Origin of the sequence: Sphingomonas sp. (assembly GCF_036388435.1) — a bacterium.
Classification (GTDB): Bacteria; Pseudomonadota; Alphaproteobacteria; order Sphingomonadales; family Sphingomonadaceae; genus Sphingomonas.
On record NZ_DASVRV010000025.1, the window covers coordinates 91,272 to 108,611 of the forward strand.

Below are 17,340 nucleotides of genomic sequence, written 5' to 3' on the forward strand. Positions count from 1 at the left end.
ATGCCGGACGGGGGGGTGGTCGTCATCGGAGGCGGGATCGGCGGGCTGGTCGGCGCCGCCCTGCTCGCCGCGCGCGGCTGCGACGTCACGCTGGTCGAGGCGGCCGCGCATCCGGGCGGCAAGCTGCGCGCGGTGACCGTCGACGGCGCGGCGGTGGACGGCGGTCCGACCGTGTTCACGATGCGCGGCGTGTTCGACGATATCTTCGCCGCGTGCGGCGGCGCGCTCGACGATCATCTGACGATGCGGCCGGCGGCGACGCTCGCCCGCCATGCCTGGGGAGGGGCGCGGCTGGACCTGTTCGCCGATCCGGCGGCGAGCGAGGCGGCGATCGGCGACTTCGCCGGCGCGGCGGAGGCGCGCGGCTTTCGCGCCTTTCGCACCGAGGCCCGGCGGCTGTTCGAGGCGCTGGACGGACCCTTTCTTCACGGCGGCAAGACCGACCCGATCACGCTGGGCTGGCGGATGGGCGCGCGCGGCTTTCCCGATTATCGCAACCTCAAGGCCTTTACCTCGCTGTGGCGGGCGCTGGGCGGCTATTTCGCGGATGCGCGGTTGCGGCAATTGTTCGGCCGCTACGCCACCTATAGCGGATCGTCGCCCTTCGCCTGTCCCGCGACGCTGATGCTGATCGCGCATGTCGAGGCGTGCGGCGTGTGGCTGATCGAGGGCGGCATGCACCGGCTGGCGCTGGCGGTCGAAGCGCTCGGACGGCGAAACGGCGTGCGTTTCCGCTACGGGGCCCCGGTACGCGAAATCCTGGTCGAGCGCGGCCGCGCGGCGGGGGTGATGCTCGCCAGCGGGGAGCGGATCGTGGCGACCGCCGTGGTGTGCAACGCCGATCCCGCCGCCATCGCCGCGGGCGCGTTCGGACCCGCGGTGCGGCGCGCGACGAGGCCGATGCCGCCCCGCCGCCGCTCGCTCAGCGCGCTGGTATGGACCGCGCGGGCCGAGGTGTCGGGCTTTCCGCTCGGCCGCCACAACGTCTTCTTCTCGGACGACTACCCCGCGGAATTCGCCGCGCTCGCCGCCGGCCGGCTGGCCGATGCGCCCAGCGTCTATGTCTGCGCCCAGGACCGCGACGACGGCGGCGCCCCGCCGGCCGGCCCCGAACGGCTCCAGATCATCGTCAACGCGCCCGCCACCGGCGACGGCGCTCCCCTAAACGCAGCGGAGATCGACACATGCAGGCGGCATATGCTGGACAGCGTTTCGCGGGCGGGACTTTCGCTCGACCTGGCGCCCTCGACGGTGCTGACGACGCCGCACGACTTCGCGCGGCTGTTTCCGTCGACGGGTGGAGCCCTTTATGGACCGGCCTCGCACGGGTGGGCGGCCTCATTCCGCCGGCAGGGCAGCCGGACAGCGATCCCTGGGCTCTATTGCGCGGGCGGGAGCACCCACCCCGGCGCGGGCGTCCCGATGGCGGCGCTTTCCGGCCGGCTAGCCGCCGCATGCCTGCTCAGGGACCGCGCTTCGACGTGGCGGTCCGGCCGGACGGCTATGCCTGGTGGTATATCGACGCGACGAGCGCGGACGGTGCCCACGGGCTGACGATCATCGCCTTCGTCGGCAGCGTCTTCTCCCCCTATTACAAGCTCAGCGGTCGCGGACGACCCGACAATCACTGCGCGATCAACGTCTCGCTCAGCGGCCCGCGCGCCAGGGCCTGGGCGATGACCGAACGTCCCGCGACGCGCGTCGACCGCGGCGCCGATCATTTCGCGGTCGGTCCCAGCAGCATGCGCTGGGACGGCGATACGCTGGTCATCGACATCGACGAGATCTCCGCCCCCCTGCCCTATCGCGTGCGCGGCACGGTGCGGGTCAGCCCGGAGATGATCGGCACGACGGCGTTCATGCTCGATCCCGCCGGGCGGCATCGCTGGCACCCGGTCGCGCCGCGCGCGCGCGTGTCCGTCGAGATGTCGCATCCCGGGGTGCGCTGGTCGGGCGACGGGTATTTCGATTCGAATTTCGGCGACGAGCCGCTGGAAGCCGGGTTCGACGACTGGCACTGGTCGCGCGCGCACCTGAAAAGGGACGTGGCGGTGCTGTACGAGGGGCGGCGACGGGGTGGCGCCCCGTTCGACCTGGCGCTGAAATTCGACGGGCAGGGACGCTGGCACGATGTCGTCCAGCCGCCGCCCGCCCGGCTGCCGCGCACCGGCTGGCTGGTGAACCGCGCGACCCGCGCCGATGCCGGCTATGCCCCGCGCGTGATCAAGACCTGGATCGACGCGCCCTTCTATGCCCGCACCGCGCTGGCGACGCGTCTGTTCGGCGAGGACATCCAGGCGGTGCACGAAAGTCTGTCGCTCGGCCGCTTCCGCTCACCGATCGTCCAGTCGATGCTCCCCTATCGGATGCCCCGCGCCTTCTGGTGAATCGGCCTTCGCCGCCTGGTCGCGCGCGATCTCGCGCGTGATCGAGACGAGTTGCCAGACGGCGAGGCCGAGCACCGCGACGACGACGATCCCCAGGTCGAGAATGCCGAACAGATGGTCGCTCATCGCCCTTCTCCCACGAAGTCCCGGATCAGCGCCGCGACCTCGACCGGCCGCTCCTCATGCGCCAGATGGCCGAGCCCGGCGAGCGGCGTCACCCGCGCGCCCGCGATCATCGCCGCCGCTCCTTGCGCATTCCCCGGCGGGATCGCCGCGTCGCCGTCGCCGTGGAGGAGCAGCGACGGCACCTCCAGGCGCGGCAGGTCGCGCTTGAGCGATTCGAGGTCCCAGTCCGCCATCATCGTGATCGCGCCCGCGCAATGCCCGGGCGTCGCGAACAGGCGCTCGTAGCACCGCACGCCCTCGGCATCGATGGTCGACCCGGTGCTGCGCGCCAGGAACCGCGCGGTCTCGCCCGGCGTGCGCGCCATGCGCGCGAACAGATGCGGCGCGAACGGATTGACGAACAGCATCCGCGCGAGCGTCGGGAACAGCTTCGCGCCCAGCCCCGGAAAGGGCAGCAGCGCGGCGCCCAGGCCGACGATCGCGGCCGGGCGGGCGGCGCCGTCGATCGCCATGCGGATCGCGATCGCCGCGCCCGCCGAATGACCGACCACGGCGTGCGGCGGCAGGTCCAGCGCCCCGACCAACTCCCCCACCGCGCGCGCCATCGCGGACATCCCGAGCCCGCCCGCCGGACGCCCCGCCGTGAAGCCATGCCCTGGCAGGTCCGGCGCGACGACCGTGAACCCCGACGCCAGCAGCGGCGCCAGCGCCCGCCAGCTATGCGTCGCGGCCCCGGTGCCGTGGAGCAGCAGCAGCACGGGGCCGGCGCCCATCACCTGCACATGCCAGCGCAGCCGGCCGGTATCGACGAAGCGGCTATGCTCGGCATTGGGCCAGTCCCGGCCCTCGACGGCCCAGCGCGGGGCCGAACTCATCCGGCCCGCGCGGCGCTGACCGCCGCGTGCATCGCGGCGGCATCGGCGCGCGGCAGCGCCAGGTAGCGCGCGCGCATCGCCGCCGCCAGCGCCGCCCCCTCCGGCCGGGGCCGCGCGGAGATGTCGACGAACGCCGCCGCGATCCCCGCCGCGCCGATCGCCCGGGCGGCGGCGGTGGCGTCGGCCTCCGCCAGCGCGCGCACCGCGCTGCCGTCGGCGGCGATGTTGGCGCGGCCATCGGTCAGCACCACGACGAACGGCGTCCGCCCGCGCGCGCGCGCCGCTTCCGCCAGTTCGCGCGCCGCGTTCAGCCCCGCCGCCAGCGGCGTCCCCCCGCCGCCCGGCAGCTCGGCCAGCGACCGCCGCGCGCGCGCCAGCGACCGCGTCGGCGGGAGCAGCAATTCGGCCGCGGTCCCGCGAAACGCGACCAGCGCGACCTGCGCGCGTTTGACATAGGCTTCGGCCAGCAGCAGCTCGACCGCGCCCTTCGCCTCGGCCAGCCGTGCCAGCGCCGACGAGCCCGACGCGTCGACCGCGAAGATCGTCACCGCCTCCGCCCGCGTCTCGAACCGGCGGATGCGCAGGTCGTCGCGGCGGATCCGGATCCGCCCCGCCCCGCCGCGCAGTTTCTGCCACGGCGCGGCGGCGCGCAGCGTGTCGATCAGGCTGAGCCGCAGGCCGCCGCCCGGAACGCCCGCCCGCGTCCCCATCGGCCGGCCCCGCGCGGCCGACTTGCGCCGCTCGCCGCCACCGCTCGCCCGCGTGACCTTGCGCCCGCGCCCGGCGGCGATCCGCGCCAGCACGTCCCTGGGCAGCGCCGCCAGCGCCGCGGCGAGCACGACATCCTCGATCGGCGCGGGCTCGCCCCGTTCCTCCTCGCCGCCGTCATTCTCGGGCGGCGGCGGCGGCGGCGGTTCGGGCTCCGACCGGTCGGCCGCGCTCGGCAGCCGCGTGGCGCGGGGCGCGAGGACGAGGCGCGCGGCCAGGGTGACGTCCTCGTCGGCGATGCGGTCGCGGCCGGCGAGCCTCGCCGACGCGCGCACAACGCGCACCGCGAACAACGGCGCGCGGATCGAATCGATGCCGAGCGCGGCGGCGGTCACGACTAGGGCTTCGAGAATAGCGGGGTCCAACGGCGGCGCCATCGTCCCGTCACCCCGGACCTCCGCCGGCTCCCCCTGAGAAACCCCCGGTCGCTGCGGGTCGGACGCCGCCGCCGGCTCGGGGGCGCGCATCGCCGTGGCGGACAGGTCGATCCAGAAGGCGAGCCGCTCCGCCAGCGCCGCCGGCGGTCGCTCGTCCGCCTCGGCCCCGTCGTCCAGCGCCACCAGCACGAACCGCGCGGTCCCGTGCAGCGTCGCGCCGTCGCGCTCGGTCACCATCTCGCCGGTGTCGAGCACCGCCGCCAGCCGCCCGGCGAGCGCGTCGGACAGCCGCTCGGCCATCGGCACCACCAGCGCGCCGCCATCCGCCTCGACGAGCAATCCCGTCCGCGTCACCGGCCGGCCCAGTGCCAGCGTCGCGGTCAGGTCGATCCCGCCGAGCAGACGGTCGTCGTCGATATTCGCCGGCATCCGTCGCAGCGGGGCACCATCGGCCAGGCCGGCGCGCACCGCGTCGATCACCGCGTCGCGCGCCGCGTCGCCGCCGCGCAGGATCATGCCCCCGAGGCCAGGGTCGATCGCGCACAGGCGTGCGGCGATCAGCGCATCGGGCAACGGGTCGGGCGCCCCGTCACGCGACGCCGTCACGCGGCCGGGTCTTTTCGGGCCAGATCCTCCAGCGCGCGCTCGATCCGCACAGTCGATCCGGTTTCGTCGAGCACGTTGCGGCGCAGCCGGTGGCGCAGCGCCATCGGCGCGACCGCGGCGACATGATCCGCCGTCGCGACGGCCGCACCGTCGAGCGCGGCCAGCGCCCGCGCCGCGCGGATCAGCGTCAGCTCGCCGCGCAGCCCGTCGGCCCCGACCGCCATGCACAGCCGCGACGCGAAGGTCAGCACCGCGTCGGACACGACCACGCCCGCCTGCGCCGCGCGCGCGCGCGCGATCCGCTTCAACGTCTTGCGTTCCGCCTTCGCCCAGGATTCGACGAACGCGGCGGGCTCGCGGTCGAACGCGTCGCAGCGTTTCAGGATGTCGACGCGCTGCTTCAGTTCCTGGGGCGTCCGCACCTCGACCGACAGCCCGAACCGGTCGAGCAACTGCGGGCGCAATTCCCCTTCCTCCGGGTTGCCGCTGCCGATCAGGACGAAGCGCGCCGGGTGCCGGACGCTCAGCCCCTCGCGCTCGACGACGTTCTCGCCGGACGCCGCGACGTCGAGCAGCAGGTCGACGATGTGATCCTCCAGCAGGTTCACCTCGTCGATATACAGGAACCCGCCATTGGCGCGCGCGAGCAGCCCCGGCTCGAACGCCTTGACCCCCGCCCCCAGCGCGCGTTCCAGATCGAGCGCGCCGACCACCCGGTCCTCCGTCGCGCCCAGCGGCAGGTCGACGAACGGCACCGGGACGCTTCCCTGCCTGGGGCTGCCGTCCTGATAGCCCGCCTCCGCCGCCGGGATCGGCGGCAGCAGCGCGGCGAGCGCGCGCACCGCGGTCGATTTGCCGGTGCCGCGATCGCCGAACACCATCACGCCGCCGATCCGGGCGTCGACGGCGGCGATCATCAGCGCCTGCTTCATCTCGTCCTGGCCGACGATCGCGGAAAAGGGAAAGGACATGCGCACGCGATACGTGTATCATGGGCTGGACACTCCACAAGCCGGACGACGCCTTGCCCTCGACACCGACCATCATCGCGGTAGCGGTCGCCATCTTCCTGGGCGGGTTCGGCGGCCTGATGACGCTGATCGGCTCCTGGTATCATAATCTGCGCAAGCCGGGGCTGCAGCCGCCCAATTGGCTGTTCGGCCCGGCCTGGACGATCATCCTCGGGCTGGCGGCATGGTCGGCGGTGATCGCCTGGAACGCGGCGCCCGACGGCGCCGCGCGCGCGAACGTGGTGATCCTGTTCGCGGCCAACGCCGTCGCCCACGCGCTGTGGAGCCCGCTATTCTTCCGGCTGCGCCGGCCCGATTGGGCGCTGGTCGAGGTCGTCTTCCTCTGGGCGTCGCTGGTCGCGCTGGTCGTGGGGCTATGGCCGATCTCGACCAAGGCGAGCCTGTTGATCCTGCCCTATCTGCTCTGGGTCAGTTTCGCCGCCTGGCTGAACTGGGCGATCGTCCGCCTCAACCGCCCCTTCGCCTGACCGGTCAGGGCTTCATGCCCGCGCCCGCGGTCATCGCCTGGAACTCGTCGATCACCACCAGCCGCTCGGCGATGTCGACGCGGTAGCGCGCGTCGCGCGGCGCGAGCGCCAGGGCGCGCAGCCAGGCGATCTTGGCGGCCGCGAGGTCGCCCGATTGAACCAGCGCGAGACCCAGGAAGAAGGGCGGCCCCGGCTCGCGCGGCGCGAGGCGTAAGGCGCGCTGGAACGCGAAGCGCGCCGCCGGCGACACCTGCCCCCCGTCATGCGCCGCGATCGCGCTGCCCAGGCCGGTCCACAACGCCGCGTCGCCCGGCATCCGCCGGGTCGCCTGGAGCAGCCCCGCCACCGCCGCGGCCGTATCGCCCTGCCGCATGTCCGTATCGGCGACCGCCAGCGCGGCCCGGCCGTCGGGTGTTCCGGGTAGGATCATCGCCCGGAACGCGACCATCCCCGGATCGACCTCGACCGCCCGCGCCTGGGCGGTGACCGGGTGACCCGGCAGCCCCGCGCGCTGCTGCGCCGCATAGCCGGTGGCGCCGATGGCCAGCGCGGCGGCGGTGAGCCAGCCAAGGGCGCGCGGCACCCCCACCAGGCGCAGGCCGGCAAAGGCGACGATGCCGATCACCACGAGCGTGACCCACCCCATCAGCGGCGTTTCCGTTTGAAGCTGCGCGCGGCGATGACGCCGCCGATCGCCAGCAGCAGCAGCGGCGCGATCCATAGCGGGGCGGTGACGGGGCTCAGCGGCGGGTCGTAGCTGACATAATCGCCATAGCTGCGGATCAGCCATTGCCGAACGCTCGTCGCGCTTTCGCCGGCCGCGATCCGGGTCCGAACCAGCGCGCGCATGTCGGCCGCCATCTCGGCGTCGCTGTCGGCGATCGACTGACCCTGGCAGACGAGGCAGCGCAACGTCTCCATCAGCTTGCGCGCCTCGGCCTCCCGGGCGGGATCGGCGATCTGCGTGTTGGCGTAGCGCGCCGGCGGCAGGCTCGACTGGGCGAGGGCGGGGCCGCCCAGCGACAGCGCGACGGCGACGGCGAGCACCCTCATCGCGCGCCCTTCACGGCCGCGACGATGCGCGGCACGTCGGCGGCGTCGATCGCCCCGACATGTTGCAGGACGATGCGCCCCGACCCGTCGATCACGAAACTCTCAGGAACGCCCGACGAGCCGAGCGCGAGCTGGACGCGCGACTCGCGGTCGCCGCCGACGCGCGCATAGGGATCGCCGTTGCGCGCCAGGAAGGCGCGGATCGCGGGATCGGTGTCGCGGATCGCGATGGCGTCGATCGGCACGCCGGCCCGTTTCAGCGCCATCAGCTGCGGCGCCTCGGCGATGCACGGCACGCACCAGCTGGCGAACAGGTTGAGCAGGCGCGGCTGCCCCTGGCGAAGGTCCGCGGTCGCCAGCCCCGGCTTGCCCGGCACCATCGGCGGCAGCGCGAAGCCGGGCAGCGGCTGGCCGACCAGCGCCGACCGCACGACCCGGTCGGCCGGGCGGAACAGACCGCCCGCGACGACGGCGAACAGCGCTACGAACGCCAGCAGCGGCAGCCAGAGCAGCGGCCGCTTCATACTGCCAGCGTCACTGACGGCGGGCCACGCCGCTCGCGCCGCATCCGGCCGATCAGCGACAACAGGCCACCCAGCGCGATCAGCACGCCGCCCAGCCAGATCAGCGTCACGAACGGCTTCCACCACAGCCGGATCTGCCATCGCCCCGCGGCGTCCTGCTGCCCCAGCACGGTATAGAGCTGTCCGTCGAGCCGGGTCGCGATCGCCGATTCGCTGGTCACCATCGTCGGATTGGCGAAGAAGCGCGATTGCGGGCGCATCTGGAACGCCGCACGGTCGCCGCGCCGCACGCTCAACCGCGCCTCCAGCGCCGACCAATTGGTGCCGACCGTCGGCACGATATCGTCGAGCGTGACGGTGAACGGCCCCACGCGCTGCGGCTCGCCGATCCGCGCGGCGACCAGCGTTTCGCGCGTGAAGGCGCTGTCCGACGCCATCCCCGCCAGGCTGACCGCGATGCCCAGATGGGCGACGACCATGCCCCAGGTGAACAAGGGCGTGCGGCCGAGATCGCGCCCCCACAAAGGCGCGATGCTCGCCACCGCGACGCCGGCGGCCAGCATCAGCCCCAGCAACGACAGCAGGCCGATGCCGGGTGCCAGCATCAACAGGATCGCCAGCGCGACGGCGGTCACCGCGACGGGCATCGCCACGCGGCGCAGCGCGGCCCGCGGCCGGTCGCGCCGCCAGCGCAGCAGCGGCCCGACCGCCATGACCGCGACCAGCAGCAGCGCCACCGGTCCCGCGGCCTTGTTGAAGAAGGGCGGCCCGACCGACAGCTGCACGCCGAAACTCGCCGCGACGATGGGATAAAGCGTGCCGATCAGCACCACGCCCAGGATGACCGTCAGCAACAGGTTGTTGACCACCAGCGCACCCTCGCGGCTGACCGCCTCGAACGTCGTGCCGGCGCGGACGGTGCCGATGCGCAGCGCGAACAGCGCCAGCGCGCCGCCGATATAGATCGCCAGCAACGCCAGGATGAACGCCCCGCGCTCGGGATCGACCGCAAAGGCGTGAACGCTGGTCAGGATGCCCGAGCGGACGAGGAACGTGCCCAGCATCGACATGCTGAAGGCCACCACCGCCAGCATCACCGTCCAGGCGCGCAGACCGTCGCGCGTCGCCAGCACCGTCACCGAATGGAGCAAGGCAGTCGCCGCCAGCCACGGCATGAGCGACGCGTTCTCGACCGGGTCCCAGAACCACCAGCCGCCCCAGCCCAGCTCGTAATAGGCCCAATAGCTGCCTGCCGTGATGCCCAGGGTCAGGAAGATCCACGCGCCCAGCACCCAGGGCCGCATCGCCCGCGCGAAGGCGGGGCCCACATCGCGCGTCACCATCGCGCCCACCGCGAAGCTGAACGCGATCGAGATGCCGACATAACCGAGGTACAGCGTCGGCGGGTGGAACGCCAGGCCGGGATCCTGCAGCAGGGGGTTCAGCCCGGAGCCGTCCGCGGGCGCGGGATCGGCGCGCGCGAACGGGTTGGAGGCGAACAGCAGAAAGGCGTAGAAGCCCAGCGCGATCGCCGCCTGCGCGCCGAGCGTGGCGATCAGCGTCGACCCGGCGAGACGCTTCTCGAACAATGCGACGGCACCGCCCGACAGGCCGAGCACCGCGACCCAGAGCAGCATCGAGCCCTCGTGATTGCCCCAGGCGCCGGCGAATTTGTAGAGCCAGGGTTTCGCCGAATGGCTGTTCTGGGCGACCAGCGCCACGCTCATGTCCGAGCGCAGGAACACCGCGATCAGCAGCGCCATGGCCAGCACGGCGAGCAGCCCCTGGATCACCGCGACCGCGCGGACCGCTCCCGAGACTTGGGTCGCGCCGCGCGCGACGCCGATCGTCGCCAGCACCAGCTGCAGCAGCGCGAGCGCGCCGGCGTACCAGATCGCGGCAAGCCCCGCTTCGGCGATCATTCGACGATCTTCGACGTCGCCGCGGACGCCGGGTCGGATGCCGGCTGGACCGGGTGAGCGGTGCGAGGACGGGCGCCGATGCCCCCCCCTTGCTGCGCGACCGACGATGATTTCACGATTCGACCGAGAGCCCTCATCGCTCGAGCGTCTCGGTCTTCCGCATCTTGCCCGCGACCTGCGGGGGCATGTAGCGTTCGTCGTGCTTGGCCAGGATGGTGTCGGCGACAAAGGCGCCGCCCGCGCCGACCCGCCCCTCGGCCACCATGCCCGATCCCTCGCGGAACAGATCGGGCAGAATGCCGCGATAGGCGACGGGCGTGGTCGCCAGATCGTCGGTGACGAGGAAACTGATGGTGACGCCGTCGGCCAGCTTCCTGATCGATCCGGGCGCGACCATCCCGCCCAGCCGGATCGCGGTGCCCGGCGCGACATCGGCCTTGGCGAGGTCGCTCGGCGCATAGAAGAAGGCCGCCTGGTCCTTCATCGCCGACATCGCCAGCAGCGCCGCCCCGATCACCGCGACGACCGCCAGCATCGCCAGGGTCAGACGTTGATGCTTGGCCTTCACGACCTTGTGGTCTTGTCGGCGGCGCTCTCGGCGCGGCGCATCGCGACCAGCGCGCCAAAGGCGACGGCGGCGCTCGCGCCCAGCGTCAGCGCATAGGCCGCGACGATGAAGGGCCAGGCGTTCATGCCGCCGCCATCCGCCGCATCCGCGCCTCGACCCGCGACACCGCCAGGAACGCGCGCATCCGCATCAGCACGATGCTCGCGAAGAACAGCGTGAAGCCCGCCAGCGTCCACCATAATGGCCACAACAACGTGGCATCGATGCTAGATCCCGACAGCGTGATGCTGGGTCCCTGGTGCAGCGTGTTCCACCACACGACGGAATAACGAATGACGGGCAACAGCACGCTGCCCGCGATCCCGAACAGCGCGGGGATGCGCCCGTCGCCGCCGCGATCGGCGTCCGCGCGGGCCAGCGCCATATAGGCGAGGTAGACGAAGAACAGCAGCAGCATCGACGTCAGCCGCCCGTCCCACTGCCACCATGTTCCCCAGGTCGGCCGGCCCCAGATCGCGCCCGTCGCCAGGCACAGCCCGGCGAACAGGGCGCCGGGCGCGGCGATCGCGCGGGCGGCGATGTTCGACAAGGGATGGCGCCAGACGAGATAGGTGATGCTCGACAGCGCGATACCGGTCCACCCGCCCGTGCCCAGCCACGCGGTGGGCACATGGATATAAAGGATCCGCACGCTCTCGCCCTGCAGGTAATCCGCGGGCGTCTGTGTCAGCCCGGCCCACACGCCCACCGCGATCAGCACCGCGCCCGCCCAGAACAGGATGGGGGTCAGCGGTCGCGCGATCTTCAGGAAGCGGGCGGGATTGGCGAGGGCATGTACGCTGGGCACGGCCGAACATAGGCAGGATCGCCGGGCGAAGCCAAGCCCGACTTACACGGATCGTCGTCCACATCGTTTGACAGCTCATTTCCCCGATCACAGCCCGGTGCAGCAGGTGGAAGGGGCCGTCGATGACGCGTCGTGCACCGATCATATTGCTGAACGGTAACGCCGGGGGCTGCTCGTGAACCGCATCCGGCTGGACACCCGCGGCTCTCCCCTCGCGCTTGTCCAGGCGGCGATGGTGCGTGACGCCCTGGTGGCGGCGCACGGCGTGACGGTCGAGATCGTCGTCATCCGCACGACCGACGGCGCGGTGCAGGATCGTCCCCTGGCCGAGATCGACGGCAAGGCGCTGTGGACCAAGGAACTCGATCGCGCGCTGCCGGGCGGCGACATCGACTGCGCGGTGCACCTGATGAAGGATGTGGAGACGGTCCGTCCGGCGGCGATCTCCATCGCGGCCGTGACGGCAGGCGTGGATGTGCGGGACCGATGATTGGCGCACCGTCGATCGCGGACCTGCCGAAGGGCGCGACCGTCGGGACCAGCTCGCCGCGCCGCCGAGCGCGATCACGCACCTGAGGCCCGATCTGAGGATCATGTCATTTCGCGGCAATATCGATATGCGTCTCGCCAAGCCGGCGGCCGGTGAGGCCGATGGCACCTTGCTGGCGGCGGCCGGGCTCGACCGACTCGACGCCCCGATGTCGGCGTGACCATCGACCTGAACGTCATGCTTCCCGCGCCGGCGCAAGGTGCGGCCGGATCGAGGTGCGCGCAGGCGACAGCGACATCCGCGCCCTGTTCGGCATACTCGACCCTCCGCCGATACATAGGTGCGTGCTGGCCGAACGGGCGCTGCTCGCCGCGTTCCACGCCGGTTGTGATTCCCCGGTCGCCGCGCTCGCAAGCCAGGACGGCATCATTCGCGCCGAGTTGTTCGCCGAAGACGGCAGCGCCCATATCACCGGGTCGGGCACCGATCCGGCGGCGATCGCACGCGACCTGCTGACGCGCGCGCCCGACGCATCAGACAGTCAGTCGCCGCAAGACCATGTGCGTGCTCGACGCTCGACGCTCGCCGACGATGGCGAAGGGGCGGCGTCCAATCCGACGACCGCCCGCCCGCCCGCCGATATCCTATTTCGCTAGCGGCGGGGCGAATGATCCGGTGGGGTCCGACCGGCATCTAGGTCGGCGCCAACATTGCGCTCCCGACGACCTTCCAGGGGATGGCGGTTCGACCGCTTTCTGAGGAAAAAGGCCAGGGCCGCAACGGCGACCAACAGGACGACCACCAGGGTGCCCAGGTTGAGCGAAGATAGAAATCCAGTCGACGCCATGATCGCAACTCTTTCAAAGCCCGCCGAAACCTGAAACTCCGTCCCTGGCCATCGGTTCCCGAACAGCCAGTCCGCATCGCCGGAAGGCGGGGTGCTGCCGGCTCTGGGCCCGCTCTGCGCGATATCATATCGGACACATTCGCGAGCGACGGCCGTTGTTGTGGCGACCTAGATATTTCTGACCAAGCGGAGGCTAGAAAAAGCACATGAACAAGCCCCACAGCGTTTCCGCCAATCCCGTTCTGCCCTTGGCCGCCGCCGCGCTCGCCGCGTCGGCCCTGTTCAACCGAGTCGCCAGCGCCCGCGCCGAGCGTCGCTATCCGCCGGTCGGCCGCGTCGTGGACGTGGACGGCGTGGCGGTGCACGTGCTGGAACGGGGCAGCGGTGATCCGGTCGTTCTGCTCCATGGCAGCGGCTCGCTGATCCAGGACTTCATGACCAGCGGGCTGGTCGACCGACTCGCCGCATCCCGGCGGGTGATCGTCTTCGACCGCCCCGGCTATGGCTATACCGAGCGGCCCAGGGGATCGGCCTGGACACCCGAGCGCCAGGCGGCGCTGCTGGTCGCCGCCTGCGCGCGGATCGGGGTGGAGCGTCCGATCGTCCTGGGCCATAGCTGGGGCACGCTGGTGGCGCTTGCCTGGGCGCTCGATCATCCGGGCGACGTGGCCAAGCTGGTGCTCGGCTCGGGCTATTTCTTTCCGACGTTGCGGGCCGACGCGCTGCCAACCGCGATCGCGGGTATGCCGGTCGTCGGCGACCTGATCGCGCACACCATAGCGCCGCTCCAGACGCGGCTGACCGGGCCAGCCGGGAACCGGATGATCTTTTCGCCCGCGGACCCGACCAAGAATTTCCTGAACGACATGCCGTTCGGCCTGATGCTCCGTCCACAACAGCTTCGCGTGACCGCCGCGGATAGCGGGCAGATGCCCGCCGCCGCCGCGCGCCTCGCCAAGCGTCATCGCGCGCTGACCCTGCCGGTGACGATCCTTTGGGGCGAAGGCGACAAATTGGTGAACCAAGCCGACCAGTCGGCCAGGTTGCTGCGCGAGCTTCCTCAAGCGAGCGGCATGGAAATAGCCGGTGGCGGGCACATGATCCATCATGTCAGGCCGGATATCGTGGCGGATGCCGTGCTTGCGCCGGGCCGCCGCGCCTCGAGCTGACGACGCAAGAGACAATTGCGTCACCCACAGGACCGCGGGACCGATATGCGACCGAGCGGGGCTTCCGAGATACGGCATGCCGGGCCCCGCGCCCTCGGCCGGCACAGGACCAGCTCCGTCAATGACGCGACAGTGTCGCGCAAGGCACAACGCCACGTCCCGTTCGGCGCGATATCCCCTTCAGCCCGATATAGGAAATGGTCGCCTTCGTCCCCGCACCACCGGTTCCATGACAAACCTGTTATCCGCGTGCGCTGACAATCGCGCGGCGGCGATTACCGCGGTCTCCGACCAGATTGCCGACGCGGCCGCCAAGGGCGAACAGTTTGCGATCCAGAGGTTCGGCAAGTTCGCCGTCAAGGATCGGCTCAAGCGTCAGGGCCGCGATCCGGCGACCGGTGAGGCGATGACGATTCATAATCCATGCCGGCCTGACCCGCAGGCGCCGATGATCGCCGTCGACACGGTGAGGAGGGCGCACATCATCCGCTCGAACACGAGATCCCACGACTGCCACCGCTCGTCGCTCATGCCGCCGCGCTGCTTCAGATCGCCGCCGGCGCAGAACGCACGCTCGCCCGCCCGGGTCAGGACCATCGCATAATAGCGCGCGGGTTCGGCGACCAAGCCGTCCCACAATGCCAAGAACGCCTCGCCCATTCGCGTGTTGACGGAAGTGGCGACCTGAGGACGGTTCAGTTGGAGAAGCCGGACATACGGCGCCACGTCGTCGGTCGCGATCGTGTCGAAGATGATCGTGTCATGCCCGCTATTGTCGCCGACCCGATTAAGCCTGCAGCAGCGCTATCATATCACCTAGCGCGACCACCTCCGCATATTTGGCCTGAAGGTCGAACAGGTTCGCCTGATGCGGCCCGGGCGCACGATCGCCGCATGCTTCGCGCACGACATAAGGTACAAAGCCGTGCTGAAGCGCATCGAGGGCGGTGGCGCGGACGCAGCCCGAGGTCGAGAAGCCGGTGATGACGAGAGTGTCGATGCCCTGCGCGTTAAGGCTTGCGGCCAGCGACGTGCCGAAGAATGCCGAGGCATATTGTTTGGTGACGACGATGTCATCGACCTGCGGGCGCAACGCATCGTCGAAGTCGCCGAGCGGGTTGTCGTCGAGGTAAGCGGCGAGCGCGGGCACCTTCCTGTAGAATAGCCCACCGTCGAGCCCGTTTGCCGAATAGCGCACGCGGGTGAACAGGACGGGCACGCTCGCCGCGCGTGCCGCCGCGACCAGCGTCACGTTGGCTGCCAGCGCACCCTCTGCCCCCGCATAGAGCGGCGACGCCGGATCGAGATAGGCGCGGCAGACATCGACGACCAGCACCGCCGGACGATCACCGAACGGCAGATGTCCTCCGAAACCTGCCTTCGCGTAATCCGCCGCCAGATCGGTCATTCGGCGGCGATCGGCAATGCCCATTCGGGCTGGATCGGTGCGGCAAGCCCCGTGTCGGTCTGAGACCGCGCGCGCAGTTCGTCGATCGACGGGCCGTAATTGAACAGCGGGATCGCCTCGCCGCGCTCGGCGCGCATCTGGGTGCGTAGCGCCTCCGTCGCCGGCTGGTCCACCACGCCGTCGCTCAAGACGACGCCATAGGGACGCGCGCCCTCGACCGTGACGAGGCCCTGACCGATTTCCTCCGCGACCAGCGTAGGATCGCGGTCGAGCGGGTCGCCCCAGCCGCCGCCGCCCCAGGTGATGAAGTCCAGCTCGTCGCCGGCCTTCACCCTCATATCCTCGCGCTTGTTGCCGACGATCTCGGTCGTGCCGTTCGCGCGACGCAGGATCTTCTTGGCGCGTGCGCCGGGCGCACCGCCGTTGACGCCCCAAGGATGGACGAACCAGCGATCGTCGTGGATCGCGATCTCGCCGTCCTCCAGAAACCTGTACGTCATCAGGATGCCGTTGCCGCCGCGGTGCAGCCCGGCACCGCCGCTGTCGGCAACGGTGGTGTATTGCTCGATCCGCAGCGGGAAGTAGCGCTCGAGGAACTCGTTGGGGACGTTGGTGAAGTTCGGCCATAGGCTGTGCCCGTCGGGGCCATCGCCCAGCGGCCGGCCTGGGATGCCGCCGAAGCCGATCTGGAACAGCTGAAACCAGTCGCCTTTCGCATTGCGGCCCGAATAGAACAGGTGCGGGCTGGACGAGAAGCCTGCGGCGTTGAGGAACTCCGGCGTCTTCTGGCCGAGCAGTCCGCCCAGGATGTCGAACAACCGCCCCAGCGCGTGGGTACGGCCCGACAGCGCGGCGGGGAATTTGGGCTTCAGCAGCGAGCCTTCGGGGATCCGCACGTCGATCAGGTCGTAATAGCCGTCGTTGAACAGGATCTGCGGGTCGAACACCATAATCATGTAGATGCCGAAGAACATCCGCATCATATTCTCGTTCAACAGGAAGTTGATGCTGCCTTGGCTCTGCGGGTCGGTGCCGTCGAAATCGAGCACCACCCGACCGTTTTCGCGCCACATCGTGCACTTGATCTTGTACGGGCCGTATCCCAGGCCGTCGTCACAGATATAATCCTCGAAACTGACCGGTTCCTCGCCGATCGCGGTGTCGATCAGTGCCTTCATGGCGCGGTGGTTGCGCGCCAGCAGGTCTTCGCAGGCGGAGACGAACACGTCGTCGCCAAAGCGTTCCGACATCTCGATCACGCGGCGCGCAGCGACCCGGCACGAGGCGATCAGCGCATTGAGATCGGCCTTGCACCATTCCGGCGAGCGCGACTGCGCCATGACGAGCTTCACCAGCTCTTCGTTATACACGCCCTGCTTCCAGATCTTGACGGGCGGAATGCGCACGCCTTCCTGGAAAATGTTGGTGGCATCGATCGGCATCGATCCCGCCACCTTGCCGCCGATGTCGCTCTGGTGCCCGAACATCGAGGTATAGGCGATGATCCGCCCGTCCTTGAACACCGGCAGCAGCACCAGCCAATCGTTCAGATGGCTGATCGCGCCCTGCACCGAATAGGGATCGGAGAGGAAGATCATGTCGCCTTCCTCGAGCGTGCCGTCATAACCGTCGAGGAACGGGCCGATATACGACCCGAACTGGCCGACGATCATCCGTCCCTTGTGGTCGGCGATCAGCGGGAAGGCGTCGCCCTGCTCGCGGATGCCGGGCGACATCGCGGTGCGGACCAACGTCGCGTCCATCTCGATCCGCGCATTGCGCAGCGCATTCTCGATGATGTCGAGCGTGACCGGGTCGATCGCGACCTGGTTGAACGGCGTTTCGTTGGTCTGGACGATCGTGGCGGGCATAGGA

18 protein-coding genes and 2 pseudogenes are annotated in these 17,340 nt (G+C 70.5%); 6 read left to right on the forward strand and 14 right to left on the reverse strand.

Annotation, left to right across the window (positions count from 1 at the left end; translation table 11 throughout):
* A complete protein-coding gene (gene crtD, locus VF592_RS06150) occupies window positions 1-1,554 on the forward strand; it encodes a 1-hydroxycarotenoid 3,4-desaturase CrtD (protein ID WP_331004732.1) in 1,554 nt (517 codons plus the stop codon).
* Window positions 1,482-2,387, forward strand: a complete 906-nt coding sequence (locus VF592_RS06155; RefSeq protein WP_331004733.1) for a hydratase — start codon at window positions 1,482-1,484, stop codon at window positions 2,385-2,387. Before crtD ends, VF592_RS06155 begins: the two co-directional genes overlap by 73 nt.
* Here the strand turns inward: VF592_RS06155 and VF592_RS06160 are convergent.
* The 4 genes from VF592_RS06160 to VF592_RS06175 form a co-directional block, all read right to left on the reverse strand.
* Window positions 2,334-2,513 (reverse strand): hypothetical protein, encoded by a 180-nt coding sequence (locus tag VF592_RS06160; RefSeq protein ID WP_331004734.1) that lies wholly within the window; start codon window positions 2,511-2,513, stop codon window positions 2,334-2,336. The genes VF592_RS06155 and VF592_RS06160 overlap by 54 nt on opposite strands.
* Window positions 2,510-3,388: an alpha/beta fold hydrolase BchO gene (gene bchO / locus VF592_RS06165; protein WP_331004735.1), complete on the reverse strand. Its 879-nt coding sequence runs from the start codon at window positions 3,386-3,388 to the stop codon at window positions 2,510-2,512. The genes VF592_RS06160 and bchO overlap by 4 nt, the downstream gene beginning before the upstream one ends.
* Window positions 3,385-5,049, reverse strand: coding sequence for a magnesium chelatase subunit D (locus tag VF592_RS06170; protein WP_414714167.1), 1,665 nt, complete (start codon window positions 5,047-5,049; stop codon window positions 3,385-3,387). Before VF592_RS06170 ends, bchO begins: the two co-directional genes overlap by 4 nt.
* Before the next feature lie 86 nt (window positions 5,050-5,135).
* Window positions 5,136-6,110: an ATP-binding protein gene (locus tag VF592_RS06175; protein WP_414714163.1), complete on the reverse strand. Its 975-nt coding sequence runs from the start codon at window positions 6,108-6,110 to the stop codon at window positions 5,136-5,138.
* 20 nt (window positions 6,111-6,130) lie between these two features.
* Between VF592_RS06175 and VF592_RS06180 the strand changes: the two genes are divergently transcribed.
* A complete protein-coding gene (locus VF592_RS06180) occupies window positions 6,131-6,637 on the forward strand; it encodes a TspO/MBR family protein (RefSeq protein ID WP_331004738.1) in 507 nt (168 codons plus the stop codon).
* Window positions 6,638-6,641: 4 nt separating this feature from the next.
* On the opposite strand, the gene VF592_RS06185 is transcribed toward VF592_RS06180, so the two are convergent.
* The 7 genes from VF592_RS06185 to ccmC all read right to left on the reverse strand — a co-directional run bounded on the left by VF592_RS06185 (window position 6,642) and on the right by ccmC (window position 11,551).
* Window positions 6,642-7,283, reverse strand: coding sequence for a cytochrome C biosynthesis protein (locus tag VF592_RS06185; RefSeq protein ID WP_331004739.1), 642 nt, complete (start codon window positions 7,281-7,283; stop codon window positions 6,642-6,644).
* Window positions 7,283-7,690, reverse strand: a complete 408-nt coding sequence (locus VF592_RS06190; protein ID WP_331004740.1) for a cytochrome c-type biogenesis protein — start codon at window positions 7,688-7,690, stop codon at window positions 7,283-7,285. Before VF592_RS06190 ends, VF592_RS06185 begins: the two co-directional genes overlap by 1 nt.
* Window positions 7,687-8,214: a redoxin family protein gene (locus VF592_RS06195; protein ID WP_331004741.1), complete on the reverse strand. Its 528-nt coding sequence runs from the start codon at window positions 8,212-8,214 to the stop codon at window positions 7,687-7,689. Before VF592_RS06195 ends, VF592_RS06190 begins: the two co-directional genes overlap by 4 nt.
* Entirely contained in the window at window positions 8,211-10,136 is a 1,926-nt protein-coding gene (locus VF592_RS06200; protein ID WP_331004742.1) for a heme lyase CcmF/NrfE family subunit, read from the reverse strand. The genes VF592_RS06195 and VF592_RS06200 overlap by 4 nt, the downstream gene beginning before the upstream one ends.
* Before the next feature lie 133 nt (window positions 10,137-10,269).
* Window positions 10,270-10,704, reverse strand: coding sequence for a cytochrome c maturation protein CcmE (gene ccmE / locus VF592_RS06205; protein WP_331004743.1), 435 nt, complete (start codon window positions 10,702-10,704; stop codon window positions 10,270-10,272).
* A complete protein-coding gene (locus VF592_RS06210) occupies window positions 10,701-10,829 on the reverse strand; it encodes a hypothetical protein (protein ID WP_331004744.1) in 129 nt (42 codons plus the stop codon). The genes ccmE and VF592_RS06210 overlap by 4 nt, the downstream gene beginning before the upstream one ends.
* Entirely contained in the window at window positions 10,826-11,551 is a 726-nt protein-coding gene (gene ccmC / locus VF592_RS06215; RefSeq protein WP_331004745.1) for a heme ABC transporter permease CcmC, read from the reverse strand. The genes VF592_RS06210 and ccmC overlap by 4 nt, the downstream gene beginning before the upstream one ends.
* 232 nt (window positions 11,552-11,783) lie before the next feature.
* Between ccmC and hemC the strand changes: the two are divergent.
* The 3 genes and pseudogenes from hemC to VF592_RS06230 form a co-directional block, all read left to right on the forward strand.
* Window positions 11,784-12,574 (forward strand): annotated as a pseudogene (hemC, locus tag VF592_RS06220) (hydroxymethylbilane synthase); the annotation flags it as partial.
* Between the two features lie 520 nt (window positions 12,575-13,094).
* Entirely contained in the window at window positions 13,095-14,057 is a 963-nt protein-coding gene (locus VF592_RS06225; protein ID WP_331004746.1) for an alpha/beta hydrolase, read from the forward strand.
* Between the two features lie 229 nt (window positions 14,058-14,286).
* Window positions 14,287-14,472 (forward strand): annotated as a pseudogene (locus VF592_RS06230) (HU family DNA-binding protein); the annotation flags it as partial.
* Here the strand turns inward: VF592_RS06230 and VF592_RS06235 are convergent.
* From VF592_RS06235 to VF592_RS06245, 3 genes are all read right to left on the reverse strand, one after another.
* The gene (locus tag VF592_RS06235) at window positions 14,472-14,783 is read right to left on the reverse strand and encodes an enoyl-CoA hydratase/isomerase family protein (protein ID WP_331004747.1); all 312 of its coding nucleotides are present in this window, start codon (window positions 14,781-14,783) and stop codon (window positions 14,472-14,474) included. The pseudogene VF592_RS06230 and the gene VF592_RS06235 sit on opposite strands and share 1 nt — an antisense overlap.
* A 61-nt stretch (window positions 14,784-14,844) precedes the next feature.
* Window positions 14,845-15,465 (reverse strand): isochorismatase family protein, encoded by a 621-nt coding sequence (locus tag VF592_RS06240; RefSeq protein WP_331004748.1) that lies wholly within the window; start codon window positions 15,463-15,465, stop codon window positions 14,845-14,847.
* A complete protein-coding gene (locus VF592_RS06245; RefSeq protein ID WP_331004749.1) occupies window positions 15,462-17,336 on the reverse strand; it encodes a hydantoinase B/oxoprolinase family protein in 1,875 nt (624 codons plus the stop codon). Before VF592_RS06245 ends, VF592_RS06240 begins: the two co-directional genes overlap by 4 nt.
* Between the last annotated feature and the right edge of the window lie 4 nt (window positions 17,337-17,340).